Origin of the sequence: Terracoccus luteus (assembly GCF_003635045.1) — a bacterium.
GTDB lineage: Bacteria > Actinomycetota > Actinomycetes > Actinomycetales > Dermatophilaceae > Terracoccus > Terracoccus luteus.
This window is the reverse complement of sequence record NZ_RBXT01000001.1, coordinates 2,101,589-2,119,009: the sequence shown is the minus strand read 5'-3', so window position 1 is coordinate 2,119,009 and position 17,421 is coordinate 2,101,589. Positions and strand designations below refer to the sequence as shown.

The following is a 17,421-nucleotide window of genomic DNA, read 5'->3' as shown; positions in this document are numbered from 1 at the left end:
GTTTCTACATTCTCCCGTGCGTCCCGCAGAACCCACCTAAACTTCCATACGGGGATACACGCCGCAGCTGGGGAGCTGTGGCCACAACTGGGGGAAGGACTGACGCGTGCCCATCATCGGATATGCGCCGGGGGGCTGGGACCTGTTCCACGTGGGACATCTCAACGTGCTCCGCCACGCCAAGCAGCACTGCGACTATCTCGTGGCCGGGGTAGTCGACGACGCCATGCTCGAGCAAGCGAAGGGCCGGCTGCCGATCATCCCGGCACTCGAGAGGGCCGAGATCGTGTCGCACATCGACTTCGTCGACGAGGTGTTCATCGAGTCACAGCCTGACAAGCTCGAGACGTGGCGCCGGCGCCCGTTCGACGTCTTCTTCAAGGGGGACGACTGGAAGGGCACCCCCAAGGGCCACGAGCTCGAGGCGCGTTTCGCGGCCGTCGGGGTCGAGGTCGTCTACTTCCCCTACACGGTCCACACGTCGAGCACCTCACTCCGCCGTGCACTCACGCTGCTGGAGCCCGTGCTGCACGAGGTGACGGGTTCATGATGGGCGAGACCGTCGACCGTGCCGCCGCTGAGCTCAAGGGGTCCATTCTCTTTGTCTGCAGCGGGAACATCTGTCGCTCTCCCGTCGCAGCAGCTCTCCTCCGGGGGCACCTCGAGCAGTGGCCGGTCGAGGTGGAGAGCGCGGGCCTGATCGCACGAGACGGGCTGCCGGTCGAGCCCAAGATGGTGAAAGCGGCCCAGGGTCTCGGGGTCCAGGCCCCCGACCTGAGCGGGTTCCGGTCACGGCGGGCGACCTCGGAGATGCTGGAGCAGGCTGACCTCGTGCTGACGGCGACACGCAGCCAGCGCGCGGATGTCGTGCGAGAGGCCCCCTCAACGGTCCGGACCGCGTTCACGCTCAAGGAATTCGCGGCGTACGTGTCTGATATTGCCGACCTGCTGGAGCAGGCCGGCGAAGCAAAGCCGCACACCGTCGCGGACGTGGTGGCGCTCGTACCGCTCGTGCGTGGCGAGCGGGTCCGGGCGGGCTCGCCGGACATCACCGACCCCATGGGACGTTCATCGCGCACCCACGTGCGCGCCACTCGTGAGATCGCCGAAGCTGTCGCGAGGGTTGCCAGAGGCCTGCGCCCCTGATCGTCGGAACGACCCAACTGTCCTCGCAACGATCAGGTCACGGGGCCCTGGAAAAGAACGATCTCGCCTGCATTGGCCAGATCGGCCTCGACCCGCACCTGAGACCTCGACGCGGTGGGCACGTTGAAGACGAAGACCCCCTGCGCCGTCCCACCGGCTGCCACCGAAGCCGGGAAGGCCTTGGCCCCTGGTTGGGTCAGCATGATGGCCGGCGCGAGGTCGCGACCGGCATAGAGGTTGACGACCGCGCCGCGGAGGTCGACAGCCGCATCCGTCTGGTTGTCGTACTCCACCGTGACCCGGAGCGACGGACCGGCGATCTCACCCGGCAGCGTCGAGACGCCCTGCACCTTCTCAATACGAGCAAGGCGGGCGGTGACGCCCGCCACGGGCGTCGCCGGTGCCGTGAGGGAGACGGGGGGAGCGGTCGGCCGTGGTGTCGCCCCTCCCGGGAGGGTCGTGGGCGAGGCGCTCCCGGCCGCCGGCGTGGACGTCGGTGCCGAGGACGTCCCGGTCGCGTCACCACCCGAGGGGCTGCTCGTCGTGGCCCCGCCGCTGGGCGTCGCGGTCGAGCCGGGGGTCGTGGTCGTGGCCGAGGGCACCGGCGCGCTCGAGGACACGTTCGGACTGGAGCTCTCGGTGCCGCCCACCGGGGTCGGGGTGGGGTCCGAGCCACCCCGGGTCAGGGCGAAGACGACGGCCAGTACGACGAGCACGCCGATGACGAGCCCCACCACCCTGCGGTCGAGCCGTCGCTGCGGGCTGGAGCTGCCTTCTGGGCGATGGTCTGTCATGTCTGTCCCCCGGGGTTCACGGTGTGCCCGAAACGAGCGGTTGCGCCCGATCGCCCGGCGCGAGCCGATGGTACCGAGAAGAGTCGTCCGTCAGGCCCCGGCTCGCGCGGCGGTGACGTCCTCGACGTGCTTGGCCATGTCCTGGCGGTAGCGCTCGACGGAGAACCGCTCGATCGCGTCCGCCCGACCGCGGTCGGCCATCACGGCCGCGGCCTCGGGGTCGCGGGTCAGGCGCAGGATCGCGGCCGCCAGCGCCGCGGCATCGTCCGGCGGGACCAGCAGCCCGGTGTCCCCGTCACGGACGATCTCCCGCAGGCCCTGGGTGGCCGAGGCGACGAGTGGTCGACGCGCGAGCAGGGCCTCGACCGCGGCGTTCCCGAAGGGCTCGACCCGTGACGGCACGAGCACGATGTCCGCCTCCGTGAGGGCGGCGGCGGGGTCGGCGACGTACCCGCGGAGCTCGACGGCATCCTCGAGGTCGCTCAGGGTCGCCCGCTCGCGAAGCTGCTGCTCGAACCACTCGTAGCCGGCGAACGCGGAGCCGCAGAGTGAGAGGCGCGCATCGACCCCCTCGGCACGCACCAGGGCGACGGCCTCGAGGGCGACGTCGCTGCCCTTCCTCGGCGACAGTCGCCCCACGAGGACGATGTCGACGGGGTCGGAGGCGGCACGGCGACGCGGTGGCGCAGGATCTGTCGGACCGTCGATCCCGTTGTACGTCAGACGAATCCGGTCGGCGAGGCGTGGGATGGCGCCGGTGACGACCTCACCAGAGGCCTGGGAGTTGGTCACGACCCGACGCGCCAGCAGGAGCGGTGCAGCGAGAGCGACGCGGACAGGGCGAGGCTGGTCGGCCTCGGCCTCGTGGACGTGGCAGACCACCGGGACCCGTGCCAGCCGTGCCGCCAGCAGCCATGCGGGAATGGTGACGGTATTGACGAGCAGGGCCGCCGGCCGCGTGCGTCGCAGCAGACGGAGGTGGCTCACCGTGGCGCGGGTGAACTCCAGGCCGAACCTCATCAGTCCTTCCGGCGACATGAGCGACTTGCGCAGCACCGGCGAGGGAACGAGGTCGACCGTGGCACCCAGAGCGGTGAAGTGGGCGCCCAGCGGACCCTCCTCGGGCAGCAGCACCTGCACCTCATGACCGGATTCGCGCAGCCCGCGGACCGTCTCGACGAGCTGGAGGTCCGAGCCATAGAGGTCGGAGGACGGATGCGCTACGAGGATCGGTGCGGACTCGTCTCGAGGCTCCCGACCACCGTAAGGCGCGGAGTGTCGGCCGAGGAGCGCCGACGCGGTACCCCGGGCCCGGGCCACGTCGCGATGGCCTCGAGACTGCAGACGGACGTTGCCGGTGAGGGCGCCGGCGAGTAGTCGGGGTACGCCCGTGGCCAGTCGACCGACCGCCTTCGAGCCAGAGCCCGCGACCCACCGCGCCCGGGCTCGGGGGTCGGCGCTGAGGGCACCCTCGGCGCGCGTCGAGCTGTTCGCGATGTGGAAGGTCCGGCGCAGCGCGTAGTCGCGCGTCAACCGCTCGGACGGGAGGTGGTCGTCGACGACGGCGTCGGCGGCCCACCGGATGGTCCCTCCAGCGGCGACGAGCTGACCGGTGAAGAGAGAGTCTTCCCCACCGGTGAGCCCGAACCGGTCGTCGAAGCGAAGCCCGTGGGCGCGGACGAAGCGCAGGTCGAGGAGCAGGTTGTTGCTCGCGGCTCGCGGCAGGACGGAGGCTTGGGCCCGTCCGAGGTGGTGCGAGCGGTCGAAGAACCTCCCGGCGACGACCCACGGGTCGAGGGGAGCGTCGACGACCGACCGGACCGGTCCGGCCACCGCCTCGGCCCCGGACTCGTCGTGCAGTCGGACGAGGCGCTCGAGCCAACCGGGGTGGGGGGTCTCGTCGTCGTCGATGAACACCAGCAGGTCCGCCTCCGACGACTCGTCGAGGGCGCGGTTGCGCCCGGCCGAGATGCCGGGTCGTGGCTCGACCACGTAGCGCAGGTCGGGTGACGATGGGTCTGACGGTGACCCGACGCTCGCGGCCTGGACGACCTGCCGCGCGGACCCGTGCGGGTCGTTGTCGACCACGACGAGGGTGACCGTGTCGGTCGGGCTCGAGTCCTCGTGCCGCGCTGCCTCGATCAGGAGCACGGGGAGCAGTCGTCCCAACGGTTCCGGTCGGTGGTAGGTCAGGACGGCGACGTGGATGCTCCGGCTCTGCAGGCGTGGCCTCACGAACTCCCTCTCAGCTCGGCCTCAGATGCCGATTTGTCAATACTTGCCGGTGTCCGACGATACGGTAGGAGTGAAGGCCACGAGGGTGTTTCCCGAGAGCTGCCGTGGGCGGTTCCCGCCCCGGCCTCATCGCCACAGTGGGGGATCCGGCGCGTCCCGGACCGCCCCTGACGAAGGAGCCTGGATGTCGGCCGACACCACGGGGGAGGACGGTGCGCCCCTTCGCGTGCTGCTGTCGCACCGCACCCCCCGGCCCACGACCAACCCCTACATCACCACCCTCTTCGAGCGGCTGCGGCAGCAGGCAGGGCTGGAGGCACGTCCCTTCTCCTTCCGCCGCGCCATCTTCGGGCGGTACGACGTCTTCCACGCACACTGGCCCGAGGTCATGATGTCGAGTGAGCGGACGAGCCGCCGCCTGGCGCGCGTGGCCCTGACTGCCGCCTTTGTGGGCCGGATGACCCTGTCACGGACCCCAGTCGTGCGTACCGCCCACAACCTCGAGCTGCCGACCGGCCTCACGCGTGCGCAGCGGCTCCTGCTCAAGCGCATCGACCGGATGACGGTACTTCGGGTGACGCTCAACCAGCAGACCGGCTCGCTCGTCGGCGGTCAGGTCGCAGTCGTCCTGCACGGTGACTACCGCGACCGTTACGCGACCCTCGACCGGCCGCCGGCCGTGCGGGGGCGCTTCGGCTACGTCGGCCTCGTCCGCCGATACAAGGGTGTCGAGCAGCTCGTCGAGGCTTTCCGAGGCCTGCCCGACGACGATCTCTCGCTCAGTGTTGCCGGCAAGCCCAGCACCGACGAGCTGGCCGGTGAGATCGACGCTCTCGCGTCGGGGGACGCCCGCATCACCACCCGGTGGGAGTTCCTCAGCGACGCCGACCTGGCCCGCGCGGTGAGCGAGAGCGAGCTCGTCGTGCTGCCCTACCGCCACATGCACAACTCCGGCGCCGCCCTGACGGCGCTGTCGCTGTCCCGGCCGGTGCTCGTGCCCGACAACGCCGTCAACCGCGACCTCGCGGCCGAGGTCGGTCCCGGCTGGGTCATCACCTTCGAGGGCGACCTCGACGGCGACGACCTGCGTCGGGCGCTCGAGGAGACCCGCCGTCCTGATCGGACGGACGCGCCCGACCTCAGTCGCCGCGACTGGGCCCTGGCCGCGCCGGCGCATCTCGGCGCCTACCGCCACGCCGTCGAGATCCGCCGGGGCTGAAGCACGGAGGACGCCCCCACCCGTCGGGTGGGGGCGTCCTTCGTGTCATCGGGATGCCGTATGGCGGGCCCGGCAGGTCAACGCCCTGCGCGGAGCCCGTCCCGGACACCGCGGGCGGCCGCCGTCCACGGCGTCGTCCCGGTCAGGAGCTGGCGCCGCCCGCCCTGCAGCACGATCGCCTTGGCCGCGGACAGGCTCGACCGCCGCCAGGCCCGGACGTCACTGGGCCGGAGGTGCTTGTGCGCGAACATCATCCGATTACGGATGTTGTAATAGTAGTAGGTGCCCGACCGGGCGCGGGTCGAGCCTGTCTTCGAATGCGTGCGGCCCTCGTCGTGGACGGCGACGGCGTCCTCGAGGGCCACGAGACGTCCACCCGCCTCGTGCACGCGCCACGAGAGGTCGACGTCCTCCCAGTAGAGGAAGTAGTCGGGGTCGAAACCGCCGACCTCGCGCCACAGCGGCGCGGAGATGGCGAAGCACGCTCCCGACAGCCACGTCTGCACCCGGGGCGCAGGCCCCGACGTCCCGGTGGGCCGCTTGCGTGTGGCCCGCATGGTCCCGCTCTCGAGGTAGAGGTCGGTGGTGCCCGAGGCCCACACCGACCCGTCCGGCCGCTCGATGCGCGGAGCCGCCACGACACGCTCGTCGGCCACGACGGTGGCCACGAGCCGGTTGCGGGCGGCCGGTGGGAGCGAGGCGTCGGGGTTGACAAAGACGAGAACCTCGGTACCCAGCGCGAGCCCACGCTCGGCGCCGAGGTTGCACCCGATGCCGAAGCCGACGTTGCTGTCGGGTGTGATCAGCTGCCAGTTGCGCTCGGCCGCGAGCGTCTCCACCGCTGAGCGCTCCGCCGGCGTGGAAAAGCTGTCGACGACGATGACGTCGACGCCGGGCTCACGGTCGTCGGGCAGGTTCTGCGCCAGCAGGACGTGGGAGCCGTAGTTCACCACCACGATGGCGGTGCGACGTGCCGGCGGGCCGGCCTTCGCAGGGCTACTCATCGGGCGACCGCCAGATCACGCCTGACCCACCAGATGTTCGGTGCCACCTGGCACAGCAGCACTGAGACGCACGTCGCGAGCACGGGGGCCGCGGAACCGATCACGGGGATGAGCATCCACGACAGCCCGAGGGTGAGCGGGATCATGATGAAGATGGGGACGAGCTGGAACTTGAGCCCCTTCGCGTCGGTCATGTACATGCCGAGCGGGTACTTCGCCGCCTGGATGGTCACGAAGAGCACGAAGGCGGCTACCAGTGGGAGGTCGAGCGTGATCGCCCCGTCTGCCACGATCTTGACGACGAAGGGCAGTACGACGGTCAGGGCCAGCCCCATGAACAAGCCTCCCGCGGTGAAGACCGCCGTCGCCCCGGCGGGGGAGACGCGCTCTCCGTCGCTGCGGGCTTTCGCGTAGTACGGCCACAGGGCCACCCCGGCCGTGTAGATCGCCTGCAGGACGATGCCGAACAGCTGCGAGGCGAGGTTGTAGCTGGCCAGCTCGGCCGTCGTGCCTCGGTGGCTGAGCTGGATGCGCCCGGTCTGCATCGCGATTGGCAGGGCAATCATCTGCACGAGCATCGGCCAGGCAAGGTGCAGCACGGGGACCCCCGGCCGGCGGCGCACGCGCGGGACGTCACGTAAGGCGGCCCCGATCTGCGGGCGCAGCAGCCGCGAGGCGACAAGGAGCATGGTGCCGAGCACACAGGCCAGGGCGAGGTAACTAGCGATGGCGAGGTAATTGGCCGCCGCCGACCCCACCGCCACCATCGCGAGCACCCACAGGAAGACCAGCGGCGCTGTGAGTCCCTGGATGGCCGTCTGCAGCGGGTTGCGACCGAGACCCACGAGGACTCGTGACCCGACCCCGAGCGGGAGGCCGAGGCCGAAGACGATGAGGCAGAGCGTGGCGGCGACCTCGCCGCCGGGCAGCAGACCTTCGCCGAGCACGACCGGCCACAGACCGCTGACGTAGAGCAGAAGGCTGACCGCCGCGATGACAAGGCCGGACGTCAGCATGACCCGGAAGGCGCTCGTGATGGTACGGCGGACGGTGTCGTCGGTCGCAGGGTGCTTGGAACCGGCGATGTTGTTGACTATGACGGCGGCGATCCCGAGGTCGGCAAAGGGGATGAGAGCCGGAAGGGAGGCGAGCAGGCCGTACTGCCCGTAGGCCGCCACGCCGAAGTGGCTGATGATGAGCCGGCTCGTGACGATGCCGAGAAGCCCCGACCCGCCGCTGACAGCGATCTGAATGCCGGCGCTGCGCCCGACGGTGTGCCAGATGCTCATGTCAGGGCACCCGGCGGCCGAGGGCAGCGATTTCGCCGAACCACTTGCGCGCCGCGAGAAGCACGAACCCGAGCATGGCGAGGGTGAGCAGGGCGTAGACGGTGGCGAACAGGGTGGTCGCACCGAGCAGCAGGAACGACAGGCACAGCACGCCGTAGTCGGTGGGCAGGACGAGGAGCGAGCGCAGCCACGGCATCCGGCCGTCGACGGGCGCGGCCGACGTGACGCCGTGGGCGCGACGCAGCTGTTCGGTGAGGATCATGGCGAAGAAGAGCACGGCCCCGACCACGGCGTTGAGCAGCGGCACGAGCAGCCACCACGTCGGTGCGGCGTCGAACCGGAAGAAGCCGACGGCGAGGGCCAGGGGCTGGGCCGAGATCTTGGTGGCGTCGACGACGTGGTCGAGCCACTCGCCGGCCGGGCTGCCGGTCCCGGTGAGGCGGGCCACCTGCCCGTCCGCTGAGTCGAACGCGTAGCCGACGACGAAGAGCAGGCAGACGAGCACGCCGAGCCACCAGGACGGGCTGACCAGGGCGAGCAGGGCGATGCCCGTGAAGGTGAAGGCGGCGCTGACGCCGGTCACCTGGTTGGGGGTCAGGCCCCGCCCGTAGGCCCAGGCGGCGAGATAGCGGCCCAGTCGGCGGTTGACGAAGCGCGAGTAGGCCGGCGCGCTGCGGGCGGCGCCCTTCTGGGCGCCCTGCAGTCGGGCCAGGGTCTCACGGAAGGTCTCGGGACGCGTGTCCTGAAAGGTCTCAGTCATGGCAGGCCTCCTCGGCCGGTCGTCGATTCGATGCGGACGTGAGCGGGCGTCGACGACCGGGCACGGTGGGGGAGAGCGGGCTCAGCGCTCGCCGACGTTGGCGTCGAGGGCGACGGCGTCGCCGTCTGCACGGTCGGGAGACTCGCTGCTGGCGGACAGGTCCGTCTCGAGCTCGGCGAGCTCGCGGTCCAGGTATAGAGCGGGCTCCGAGGCATCGACCCCGACGACCGGGGCGTTGACCATGACGGCGGGCGCGACGGCGGCGACGGGCGCGACCGCCGGGTCGGGCACCGACGCCACCGAGGCGGGCGCGGCCACGGTCGCGGTGCGGCTGCCGCCGTCACGACGGCGACGGCCGCGCTGCGGGCCGGGCGTGGCGCGAACGGCGAGCTTGCGGGCGAGGGCCTCGTACTCGTCGGCGACGCGGTCCCAGTCGTAGTCGTGGGCGCGCTGGCGCAGACGGGCGCCGCGGTAGGCGGTGAGGTCGTCGAAGAACTCGGCGTCGGCGAGGATCTCCGGCAGGTCGGCCGCCGTGGCGAAGTAGCGACCGTGGTGCTGCAGCACCTCGCGGTTGAAGTCGACGTCGTAGGCGATGGTCGCCGTGCCGGCGCCGATGGCGCGCAGCAGCGACGGGTTGGTGCCGCCCACCGAGTGGCCGTGCAGGTAGGTCGCCGCGTTGCCGTAGAGCTGGTCGAGCAGCTCCTGGTCGTAGACGCCGCCGACGAGGCGCACCCGGGGGTCGTCGCCGGCCATGGCCTGCACCTTGGCGATGTACTCGTCGGCGTACGGGGCCGACCCGACGACGACGAGCGGCTTCTGCGCCGAGCTGCGCACGTAGCCGTCGACGATGACGTCGACGTGGTTCTCCGGCTCGAAGCGGGCGACGACGAGGTGGTACTCGCCGGGGCGGACGTCCATCTCGGCGAGCCGGTCGTGGCCGATGTTCTCGAGGATGGGCGCGCCGTAGGCGATGAGCTCGGTCTCGGCGCCGAACTCGCGGTCGTAGTAGTCGGCGATGCCCTGGGCGTCGGCGATGAGGGCGTCCGACAGGCGCACGCTCGCCTCCTCGGCACGGCGGTAGTACTTCTGGCCGGCCGGGCCCCACTTGGCGCGCTTCCACTCGAGGCCGTCGACGTGCGTCGCGACCGGGATGCGGGCGGCGCGCAGCACCGGCAGGAACGGCGCGTTGGCCGCGTTGAAGACGAAGGCGACGTCGGTGCGGTGACCGAGCAGGTGCATCGTCGAGACGCCGGTGTGCGCGAGCGTGTCGAGCGTGCGCTTCTTCAGCGTCGGCAGGGTGACGAGCTCCATGCCGAGGTAGGAGGTCATCTCCTCCTCGACGTTGCCCTCGCGGCAGTAGACCCGGACGCGGTGGCCGCGGGCGGCGAGCCGCTTGCCCACCTCCTCGACCGCGGTCTCGAAGCCCCCGTAGCGTGCCGGCACGCCGCGCGTGCCGAGCATCGCGATCGAGAGCAGGCCGTCGTCGATCGTGCTTTCCCCCAGCATGTAAACGTTTCCCCCAAAGTCTGTGCAGCTCGCGCCGCTCCGTACGGGGGCGTCCCACCGCCCTCGTTGATTCCCCGCTGCAGATCGTACGTGGCGAGTGGTTGAACGTTTGCGAAACGACGAAATCGGGGCGCTTGCGGCGCAACCGCGGTATCTCACCACCGAAATCGGCCGTTTGGCCACGTTCCGGTGATCCCCTGCAGAGCGTGCGGGGCGCCCGGTACGGTGTGCGCGTCTAGCCCTGAGGAGAGCGATGGACGACAGCATGGACGACCACGACGTCGCTCGGACGTTGGCCGAGGGTGCGGGGCAGGTGTTGCTGCGCCTGCGCACCCGGCTCGACGACCCGGCATCCCTGAAGGCGGAGGGTGACCGCGGCGCGCACGAGTACCTCGTGCGCGAGCTGGCGCGGCTGCGCCCCGACGACGCGGTGCTCAGCGAGGAGGGCAAGGACGACCCCGTCCGGCTGACGGCCGACCGCGTGTGGATCGTCGACCCGCTCGACGGCACCCGTGAGTACTCCGAGAAGCCCCGCGACGACTGGGCGGTGCACGTCGCCCTCTGGGAGCGCGGCGAGCTCGTGGCCGGCGCCGTGGCGCGACCCGCACGGGGGCGCAGCTTCACGACGGGTGAGCCCGCGCCGGTACCGGATGCCGGGGAGGGCCCCCTGCGCCTGGCGGTGAGCCGTTCGCGGCCGCCCGCCTTCGTCAACAGCCTGGCCGAGAGGCTCGGCGCCGAGCTCGTGCCGATGGGCTCGGCCGGCATCAAGGCGACCGCCCTGCTCGACGGCGTCGTCGACGCCTACGTGCACGCCGGTGGCCAGTACGAGTGGGACTCCGCCGCGCCCGTCGCCGTCGCGCTCGCCTCCGGCCTGCACGCGAGCCGCATCGACGGCTCCCCCCTGCGGTACAACCAGCCCGACCCGCTGTTGCCCGACCTGCTCATCTGTCGGCCCCAGCACGCCGGGCTGCTGCTCGACACCGTCTCATCCCTGATCCACGAGGACGCCACACCGTGACCACATCCCCAACGCACGACTACCAGCTGAGCCAGCTCGACGTGCTCGAGGCGGAGTCCATCTTCGTCATGCGCGAGGTCGTCGCCGAGTTCGAGCGGCCCGTGCTGCTCTTCTCCGGCGGCAAGGACTCCATCGTCATGCTGCGCCTGGCCGAGAAGGCCTTCTACCCGGCGCGCATCCCGTTCGCCGTCATGCACGTCGACACGGGCCACAACTTCGACGAGGTGCTCGCCTTCCGCGACCAGCGCGTCGCCGAGCTCAAGGTGCAGCTCATCGTCGCGAGCGTGCAGGAGGCCATCGACGCCGGCCAGGTCGTCGAGCCGCCCGACGGCACCCGCAACCGCATCCAGACGCCGGTGCTGCTCGACGCCCTCGACAAGCACCGCTTCACCGCCATCTTTGGCGGCGCGCGGCGCGACGAGGACAAGGCGCGGGCCAAGGAGCGCATGTACTCCTTCCGCGACGAGTTCGGCCAGTGGGACCCCAAGAACCAGCGCCCCGAGCTGTGGAGCCTCTACAACGGGCGCATCCACGCGGGGGAGAGCATCCGCGTCTTCCCGCTCTCGAACTGGACCGAGCTCGACATCTGGCACTACATCAAGCGCGAGGAGATCGAGCTGCCCTCGATCTACTACGCCCACGAGCGCGACGTCTTCGAGCGCGACGGCATGCTGTTCGCCGTGCACGAGCACAAGCAGCCGCGCCCGCAGGAGACGGTCTTCACCGAGATCGTGCGCTACCGCACCGTCGGCGACGCGAGCCTCACCGCCGCGGTGCGCTCGCAGGCCGACACGGTCGACCTCGTCATCGACGAGGTCGCCTCCACCCGCGTGACCGAGCGGGGCGCCACCCGCGGAGACGACAAGTTCAGCGAGGCGGCCATGGAAGACCGCAAGCGTGAGGGGTACTTCTAAACATGATGGACATCCTGAGGTTCGCGACCGCCGGCTCGGTCGACGACGGCAAGAGCACGCTCATCGGGCGCCTGCTGTACGACACCAAGACGGTCTTCCAGGACCAGATCGACGCCGTCGAGCGGGCGAGCAAGGACCGCGGCGACGAGCACGTCAACCTCGCGCTGCTCACCGACGGCCTCCGCGCCGAGCGCGAGCAGGGCATCACGATCGACGTGGCCTACCGCTACTTCGCCACGCCCAACCGCAAGTTCATCATCGCCGACACCCCGGGGCACATCCAGTACACCCGCAACATGGTGACGGGGGCCTCGACGGCCGACCTCGCGCTCATCCTCGTCGACGCCCGCAAGGGTCTCGTCGAGCAGAGCCGCCGGCACGCCTTCCTCGCCACCCTGCTGCAGGTGCCGCACCTCGTGCTCGTCGTCAACAAGATGGACCTCGTCGACTACTCGCAGGAGGTCTACGAGAGCATCCGCGACGAGTTCACCCAGTTCGCGGCCAAGCTGCGCGTCCCCGACCTCACCGTCATGCCCGTCTCGGCGCTCGCCGGCGACAACGTCGTCAGCCGCTCCGACAACATGCCGTGGTACGACGGGCCGAGCCTGCTGCACCACCTCGAGAACGTGCACGTCGCGAGCGACCGCAACCTCATCGACGTCCGCTTCCCGGTGCAGTACGTCATCCGCCCGCAGTCCGACGACTGGCACGACTACCGCGGCTACGCGGGCCAGGTCATGGGCGGCGTGCTCAAGAAGGGCGACGAGGTCATGGTGCTGCCCTCGGGCTTCACCAGCCGCATCCTCGCCGTCGAGACCGCCGACGGCGAGGTCGACGAGGCCTTCCCGCCCATGTCGGTGACGGTGCGCCTCGAGGACGAGATCGACGTCTCGCGCGGCGACATGATCTGCCGCCCGCACAACCAGCCGGCCGTCGCGCAGGACATCGACGCGATGATCTGCTGGATGGACGAGTCGAGCCCGATGCGCCTCGGTGGCAAGTACGCCATCAAGCACACCACCCGCTCGGCGCGCACCATCGTCAAGCAGCTGCAGTACCGCCTCGACGTCAACTCGCTGCACCGCGACGAGGAGGCGACGGCGTTGTCGCTCAACGAGATCGGCCGCGTGCGCCTGCGCACGACGGTGCCGCTCATGGCCGACGACTACACCCGCAACCGCAACACCGGCGGCTTCGTGCTCGTCGACGAGGCCACCAACCGCACCGTCGCCGCGGGCATGATCACCACCGTCAGCTGAGCCCCTCGGGGCCACCCCGACGAGACCGGATGCCGGTCCGCTCGCACCGAGCGGACCGGCATCCGTGCGTCTGGCTGGGCTCTCAGGTGCCCGCGGCCACCGACGACAGGTCGTAGCCGTGGCGCGTCAGCTGCTGCGCCATGACGGCCTCGAGCGCGGCGACGTGACGCCCGCCGAGGTCGTCGCGGTAGGCCTGCGTGCGCTCCTCGTGCAGGGCGTACCTGTCCACGCCCGAGGCGAACTCGTCGTTCCAGCCGAGGCCGAAGTGCTGCAGGATGCGGGTCAGCTCGGTGCGCGGGTCGCGCAGGACGTCCTCGTGCCGCACGGTGATCCACCGGTCACCGAGGCCCGCGGCGGCGTCGTCGTGGGCGTCGACGAGCATCCGCCAGGCCAGGCCCGCGAGCACCGGCTGGGTGCGGCCGTGCTGCGACCACAGCTCGTCGAGCTCGGCCGGCAACGGTCCGAAGTGCCAGCCCTGCGGGCCGAGGTGACCCTTCCACCAGGGCATCTGCAGCCACGAGTTCGCGACCGCCCGCCCGTCTCGCACGACGTGGACGAAACGGGCGTCGGGGAACGCGGCCGAGAGCAGGCCGGCCCGGGGCCACCCGGTCAGCTTGTGCAGGAACACGGGCAGGCCGATGCGCTCGTCACGCTCGCGGACGAAGCGGCGCAGCCGCTCCTCGAGCCACGGCGTGAGGTCGTCCTCGCGCAGGTCGGCGGCGGGGTCGACCACGAGCGGCGACACCTCCCGGCCCAGCACGCGGTAGGCCTCGGAGGGCGCGAACCGCGCCCGCCCCTTCTGGGTCACCGCGGCCGGCATCCGCCGCCACAGGTCGACCTGCCGGCGGGTCGTTCGCTGCACGCCGAGGTCGTCGACGTTGGTGACGAACCCGGTCTGCGGGTGCCGGGCGATGAGCTCGTGCACGAGGGTGGAGCCGCAGCGGCCGGTGCCGGTGACGAGGGCGAACATCAGCGGACCCCCTTGCCGCTCAGGCGCTCTCGCGTCGACGAGCCACCGCCGCGCACGGCGGCGACGGCCCCGGCGCGCAGGGAGTAGCCGAAGCCGAGCAGCACGGCGGCCGTCATCGCCGTCACGAGGCGACGGTCGCGGGTGGGCATGGCCCGCGTCCACTCGTCGTCGGAGCGGATCTCGACCGCCCCGCGCGAGTGGCGCGACGGGTTGCCCGCGACCGAGTGGGTCGGCGCCATGCGCACGCTCGTCGGCGTCTCGAAGGGGAGGTCGTCGGCCGGCAGGCCGGCCCACTCGGCGATGGTCTGCATGACACCTCTCGGGTCGGCGACGAAGTCCTCGTACCGGACGCGGAGGTAGCCGGGGGAGCGGCCCCACAGCGCGACCGTCAGGGTGTTCCACCAGGCCCAGAGCAGCGAGCTCTTCCAGAACATCAGCTTGGGCATGACCTGGTCGCCGCCGGCGTGGTCGAGTGTCGGCTTGGTGCGCTGCCACGAGAACGCGGTGGCACGGGAGTCGCGCACGACGTGCAGGTGCAGCACCTCGACACCGGGCAGCTGGTGCAGCAGCAGACCGTACGGCGGCAGCTTGCTGCTGTCGACGACGAGCGCGCCGCCGGTGTGCCGGGCCACCGACCGGTAGAGCCAGTGGACGGTCGCGTCGTCGGGGTGCGGTGGAACGGGGGTGCGCCCCACCACGCGGCGGGCCAGCATCGCCGGCACTCGTCGGCTGGCGAGCCGGTTCAGCAGCCGTGCCGCGACACCCGCCGCCTCGTCGGCCGAGATCGGCTCGCCCGCAACGGAACCCGGGCGACCGGGCGAGGCCATGACCGCGCTCCACACCGGGCACTCGGCGAACGTCTCGCCGCACGCGCAGAGGTGGTCCTCGACCACCCCCCGTCGCCAGAGGTAGCGCAGCTCGCCGCACGCGAACGCGCCGGGCAGCTGGCCGAGGATGTTGTTGATGACGGTCGTGCCGCTGCGCCCGCTGCCGGTGAAGTACAGCACGCGCACCGGAGCCTCGCCCGGGTCACCGTGCCCGTCGCCGAGGGGGTCGGATGCCGGTGCCGAACCGAGCGCGCTCACGCCGTCACCGCCGTCGTGGTCGAGGTGCGTGCCACGACGGCCCGGCACTCGCGGTAGAGCTCGTCGAGCCGCTCGACGTGCACGTCGGCGGAGAAGTCGCGCAGCATGCGCTCTCGGCCGACGGCACCGCGGCGGCGGGCCTCGGCGGGGTCGGCCGCGACCGCCTGCAGGATGGTCGCGAGGGCCTGCGGGTCGTCGGGTGGGACGGTCCACCCGTCGACGCCGTCGCGCACGAGCTCGGGGAGGCCGCCGAGCGTCGTCGCCACGACGGGCACCCCGGCACCCATCGACTCGAGCACCGTCATGGGCTGGTTCTCGTACCAGCGGGACGGCACGACACCGGCCAGCGAGCCGCGCATGAGGGTCTCGAGCTCGTCGCGGGCGATGCGGCCGTGGAAGCGGACCCGGCCCGGCGCGCACTGGGCGGCCAGCGCTTCGAGCGCTGCGCGCTCCGGTCCGTCGCCCGCGACGTCGAGGTGCACGTCCGGGGCCAGACCCACGGCCCGCACGAGGGTGTCGACGCCCTTCTCGTGGCTGAGGCGCCCGCCGAAGACGAAGCCGAGACCCGGCGAGGCCGGCAGGGCGGCATCCGACGGGGCCACGAAGTGCGGGACGACGTGCAGGCGCTCGGGGAACACCCCGGCCTGCCGCATGACGCCGGCGAGGAACTCGCTGGGGCAGACCAGGGCGGTGACAGGGGCGTAGGCGCGGGTGGCGCGGTGCAGCGTCGACTCGACGGCGAGCAGGGTGCTCGCGGTGAGCGAGCCGTCCTTGCACCGGCGGCGGGCCGCCTGGACGGGGGAGCCCGTGACGCACGCGTCGCACGGCTTGCCGTGGTCGAGCATCTGGTAGCTGGGGCAGGCGAGCTTGTAGTCGTGCAGGGTCATGACGCTCGGGAGCCCCGCGTCACGCACCGCGTGCAGCACCGACGGCGAGAGCTGGTGGTAGACGTTGTGCAGGTGCACGACGTCGGGCCGGAAGCGGCGGATGGCCTCGGACAGGCCCGACCGGCTCGAGGTCGACCACAGCATCCGCGCCGCGGCGGCGGCCTTGGCCCGCAGCCCCTCCGGGGCGGGCTCGAGCTCGACGAGCCCGGGGAAGGTGTCCGCGAGGGGCAGGCCGGCCGGGTTCTCGGGGTGCTGCATGCCGAAGAGCTCGACCTCGTGGCCGGCCTCGCGCTGCAGCCGCGCCACGTCGAGCATGTAGCCCTCCGCGCCGCCGCGGCGGTAGAGGTACTTGTTGACGTGCAGGATTCTCACGGGAGGCCTTCACTGGTGCTCGCGGGACGGCGCTGCGCGGCCACATCGACCCCGCACGACGTCGGCAGTCTAGGGGGAGGCCCGCCCGGCGACAGGCGATCCGCGGGCAAGCCCGCCTTTCCACGGCAATCGGCCGAAACCCCCTCCCGGCCGCACGGGGTCTGGAACACTCGCGGCCATGAAGCGTTCGGCGGTGGCGACTCTGCATCGCACTGCTCGCCGTGGCCTCACCTGGCGGCCCAAGACGGTCGGCCGCGAGCCGATCGCCATCGAGTCGCTCGTCAGCCCTCTGCGCTACGACGTCGTCGTCCGCGCCCGCTTCTACGACTTCCTCGAGGCGAACGAGCACCTGCCGCGGGAGCGGCTCCTCGCGGCCGCCCGTGACGAGCCCTACCGCCTGTGGTTCGAGAAGGTCGCGGTGCCCCGGTTCCGCCCTTGGGCCATGAAGACGCCGACGTCGCTGGAGGACCACTTCGACGAGCGGGTCACCCGCTCGCTCGACATGATGCGCACCTTCCGGCGCGACGGGTTCGCGGGCCTGCCCCCGGTCACGCTGCGCTGGGTGCGCGGGGTGCCCGTCACCGACCGCGGCGTCACCGTGGCGGCCCGCCTGCACGTCGGCGACGGGGGCCACCGGCTGGGCCTGCTGCTGCGGTCGGGCGGCTGCCTCGAGCCCGGCCAGTACCGCGTCGACCCGCGCCGCTACCCGGCCGTCATCGACAACACCGCCATCCTCGCCCCGGCCCTCGACCTCGACGAGCAGACGTACGCGCGCTTCGTGTCGGCCGGCTACGGCGAGCGCCGCTTCGACACCGTCGCCGCCCTGCACTCCCACCTCGCGGGCACCGACCCCGCCCGCGCCGACGAGCTGGAGCAGGTCGTGGCCTCGCACGGTCGACCAGTGCGCCTGGGGGTGTGAGGCGTGAACGACCCGCAGGCACAAGCCGTCTCGCTGTCCGGCTC

At 71.5% G+C, this 17,421-nt stretch carries 16 protein-coding genes; 7 read left to right on the top strand and 9 right to left on the bottom strand.

The annotated features are described in order from the left end of the window. Positions 1 to 106: 106 nt before the first annotated feature. Together DFJ68_RS09605 and DFJ68_RS09600 are read left to right on the top strand one after the other, a co-directional pair. The gene (locus tag DFJ68_RS09605) at positions 107 to 550 is read left to right on the top strand and encodes an FAD synthase family protein (protein ID WP_121032721.1); all 444 of its coding nucleotides are present in this window, start codon (positions 107 to 109) and stop codon (positions 548 to 550) included. Continuing rightward, a complete protein-coding gene (locus DFJ68_RS09600) occupies positions 550 to 1,146 on the top strand; it encodes an arsenate reductase/protein-tyrosine-phosphatase family protein (protein WP_211333321.1) in 597 nt (198 codons plus the stop codon). The genes DFJ68_RS09605 and DFJ68_RS09600 overlap by 1 nt, the downstream gene beginning before the upstream one ends. A gap of 32 nt (positions 1,147 to 1,178) precedes the next feature. On the opposite strand, the gene DFJ68_RS09595 is transcribed toward DFJ68_RS09600, so the two are convergent. Together DFJ68_RS09595 and DFJ68_RS09590 are read right to left on the bottom strand one after the other, a co-directional pair. Then, positions 1,179 to 1,940 carry a hypothetical protein gene (locus DFJ68_RS09595; RefSeq protein WP_147431549.1) on the bottom strand — a complete coding sequence of 254 codons (762 nt, stop codon included), beginning with the start codon at positions 1,938 to 1,940 and terminating at the stop codon, positions 1,179 to 1,181. Between the two features lie 90 nt (positions 1,941 to 2,030). Continuing rightward, on the bottom strand, positions 2,031 to 4,091 hold the full coding sequence (locus tag DFJ68_RS09590; protein ID WP_245963566.1) for a glycosyltransferase: 2,061 nt from the start codon (positions 4,089 to 4,091) through the stop codon (positions 2,031 to 2,033). Between the two features lie 268 nt (positions 4,092 to 4,359). On the opposite strand from DFJ68_RS09590, the gene DFJ68_RS09585 reads away from it, so the two are divergent. Then, entirely contained in the window at positions 4,360 to 5,394 is a 1,035-nt protein-coding gene (locus DFJ68_RS09585) for a glycosyltransferase (RefSeq protein WP_121032713.1), read from the top strand. A gap of 77 nt (positions 5,395 to 5,471) precedes the next feature. Here the strand turns inward: DFJ68_RS09585 and DFJ68_RS09580 are convergent, their stop codons facing one another. The 4 genes from DFJ68_RS09580 to DFJ68_RS09565 all read right to left on the bottom strand — a co-directional run bounded on the left by DFJ68_RS09580 (position 5,472) and on the right by DFJ68_RS09565 (position 9,953). Then, positions 5,472 to 6,398: a glycosyltransferase family 2 protein gene (locus DFJ68_RS09580; RefSeq protein ID WP_121032711.1), complete on the bottom strand. Its 927-nt coding sequence runs from the start codon at positions 6,396 to 6,398 to the stop codon at positions 5,472 to 5,474. Then, complete coding sequence (locus DFJ68_RS09575) at positions 6,395 to 7,687, bottom strand: lipopolysaccharide biosynthesis protein (RefSeq protein WP_121032709.1); 1,293 nt, start codon at positions 7,685 to 7,687, stop codon at positions 6,395 to 6,397. Before DFJ68_RS09575 ends, DFJ68_RS09580 begins: the two co-directional genes overlap by 4 nt. Position 7,688: 1 nt before the next feature. Beyond that, positions 7,689 to 8,447 carry a CDP-alcohol phosphatidyltransferase family protein gene (locus DFJ68_RS09570; protein ID WP_121032707.1) on the bottom strand — a complete coding sequence of 253 codons (759 nt, stop codon included), beginning with the start codon at positions 8,445 to 8,447 and terminating at the stop codon, positions 7,689 to 7,691. Positions 8,448 to 8,528: 81 nt separating this feature from the next. Further along, a complete protein-coding gene (locus DFJ68_RS09565) occupies positions 8,529 to 9,953 on the bottom strand; it encodes a DUF1972 domain-containing protein (RefSeq protein WP_121032705.1) in 1,425 nt (474 codons plus the stop codon). A gap of 253 nt (positions 9,954 to 10,206) precedes the next feature. Here DFJ68_RS09565 and DFJ68_RS09560 point away from each other — a divergent pair, with 253 nt between their 5' ends. The 3 genes from DFJ68_RS09560 to DFJ68_RS09550 are packed head-to-tail and all read left to right on the top strand — an operon-like array spanning position 10,207 to position 13,144. After that, positions 10,207 to 10,971: a 3'(2'),5'-bisphosphate nucleotidase CysQ gene (locus DFJ68_RS09560; protein ID WP_245963565.1), complete on the top strand. Its 765-nt coding sequence runs from the start codon at positions 10,207 to 10,209 to the stop codon at positions 10,969 to 10,971. Beyond that, positions 10,968 to 11,885, top strand: a complete 918-nt coding sequence (gene cysD, locus DFJ68_RS09555) for a sulfate adenylyltransferase subunit CysD (protein WP_121032703.1) — start codon at positions 10,968 to 10,970, stop codon at positions 11,883 to 11,885. The genes DFJ68_RS09560 and cysD overlap by 4 nt, the downstream gene beginning before the upstream one ends. Positions 11,886 to 11,890: 5 nt before the next feature. After that, positions 11,891 to 13,144 carry a sulfate adenylyltransferase subunit 1 gene (locus DFJ68_RS09550; protein WP_121035256.1) on the top strand — a complete coding sequence of 418 codons (1,254 nt, stop codon included), beginning with the start codon at positions 11,891 to 11,893 and terminating at the stop codon, positions 13,142 to 13,144. Positions 13,145 to 13,226: 82 nt separating this feature from the next. Here the strand turns inward: DFJ68_RS09550 and DFJ68_RS09545 are convergent, their stop codons facing one another. Genes DFJ68_RS09545 through DFJ68_RS09535 form a run of 3 tightly spaced genes read right to left on the bottom strand, consistent with a single transcriptional unit; the run spans position 13,227 to position 16,458 of the window. After that, on the bottom strand, positions 13,227 to 14,114 hold the full coding sequence (locus DFJ68_RS09545) for a sulfotransferase family protein (RefSeq protein WP_121032701.1): 888 nt from the start codon (positions 14,112 to 14,114) through the stop codon (positions 13,227 to 13,229). After that, positions 14,114 to 15,199 carry a sulfotransferase domain-containing protein gene (locus tag DFJ68_RS09540; RefSeq protein WP_170165734.1) on the bottom strand — a complete coding sequence of 362 codons (1,086 nt, stop codon included), beginning with the start codon at positions 15,197 to 15,199 and terminating at the stop codon, positions 14,114 to 14,116. The genes DFJ68_RS09545 and DFJ68_RS09540 overlap by 1 nt, the downstream gene beginning before the upstream one ends. After that, complete coding sequence (locus DFJ68_RS09535; protein ID WP_121032697.1) at positions 15,196 to 16,458, bottom strand: glycosyltransferase family 4 protein; 1,263 nt, start codon at positions 16,456 to 16,458, stop codon at positions 15,196 to 15,198. Before DFJ68_RS09535 ends, DFJ68_RS09540 begins: the two co-directional genes overlap by 4 nt. A gap of 193 nt (positions 16,459 to 16,651) precedes the next feature. On the opposite strand from DFJ68_RS09535, the gene DFJ68_RS09530 reads away from it, so the two are divergent. Further along, positions 16,652 to 17,377, top strand: a complete 726-nt coding sequence (locus tag DFJ68_RS09530) for a hypothetical protein (protein ID WP_147431547.1) — start codon at positions 16,652 to 16,654, stop codon at positions 17,375 to 17,377. Positions 17,378 to 17,421: the final 44 nt, after the last annotated feature.

Bases quoted from the DNA above. Each gene is read 5' to 3' on its own strand.
- DFJ68_RS09600 (WP_211333321.1), top strand. From the start codon at position 550: ATGGGCGAGACCGTCGACCGTGCCGCCGCTGAGCTCAAGGGGTCCATT.
- DFJ68_RS09595 (WP_147431549.1), bottom strand. From the start codon at position 1,940: ATGACAGACCATCGCCCAGAAGGCAGCTCCAGCCCGCAGCGACGGCTC.
- DFJ68_RS09585 (WP_121032713.1), top strand. From the start codon at position 4,360: ATGTCGGCCGACACCACGGGGGAGGACGGTGCGCCCCTTCGCGTGCTG.
- DFJ68_RS09580 (WP_121032711.1), bottom strand. From the start codon at position 6,398: ATGAGTAGCCCTGCGAAGGCCGGCCCGCCGGCACGTCGCACCGCCATC.
- DFJ68_RS09575 (WP_121032709.1), bottom strand. From the start codon at position 7,687: ATGAGCATCTGGCACACCGTCGGGCGCAGCGCCGGCATTCAGATCGCT.
- DFJ68_RS09570 (WP_121032707.1), bottom strand. From the start codon at position 8,447: ATGACTGAGACCTTTCAGGACACGCGTCCCGAGACCTTCCGTGAGACC.
- DFJ68_RS09565 (WP_121032705.1), bottom strand. From the start codon at position 9,953: ATGCTGGGGGAAAGCACGATCGACGACGGCCTGCTCTCGATCGCGATG.
- DFJ68_RS09560 (WP_245963565.1), top strand. From the start codon at position 10,207: ATGGACGACAGCATGGACGACCACGACGTCGCTCGGACGTTGGCCGAG.
- DFJ68_RS09550 (WP_121035256.1), top strand. From the start codon at position 11,891: ATGGACATCCTGAGGTTCGCGACCGCCGGCTCGGTCGACGACGGCAAG.
- DFJ68_RS09545 (WP_121032701.1), bottom strand. From the start codon at position 14,114: ATGTTCGCCCTCGTCACCGGCACCGGCCGCTGCGGCTCCACCCTCGTG.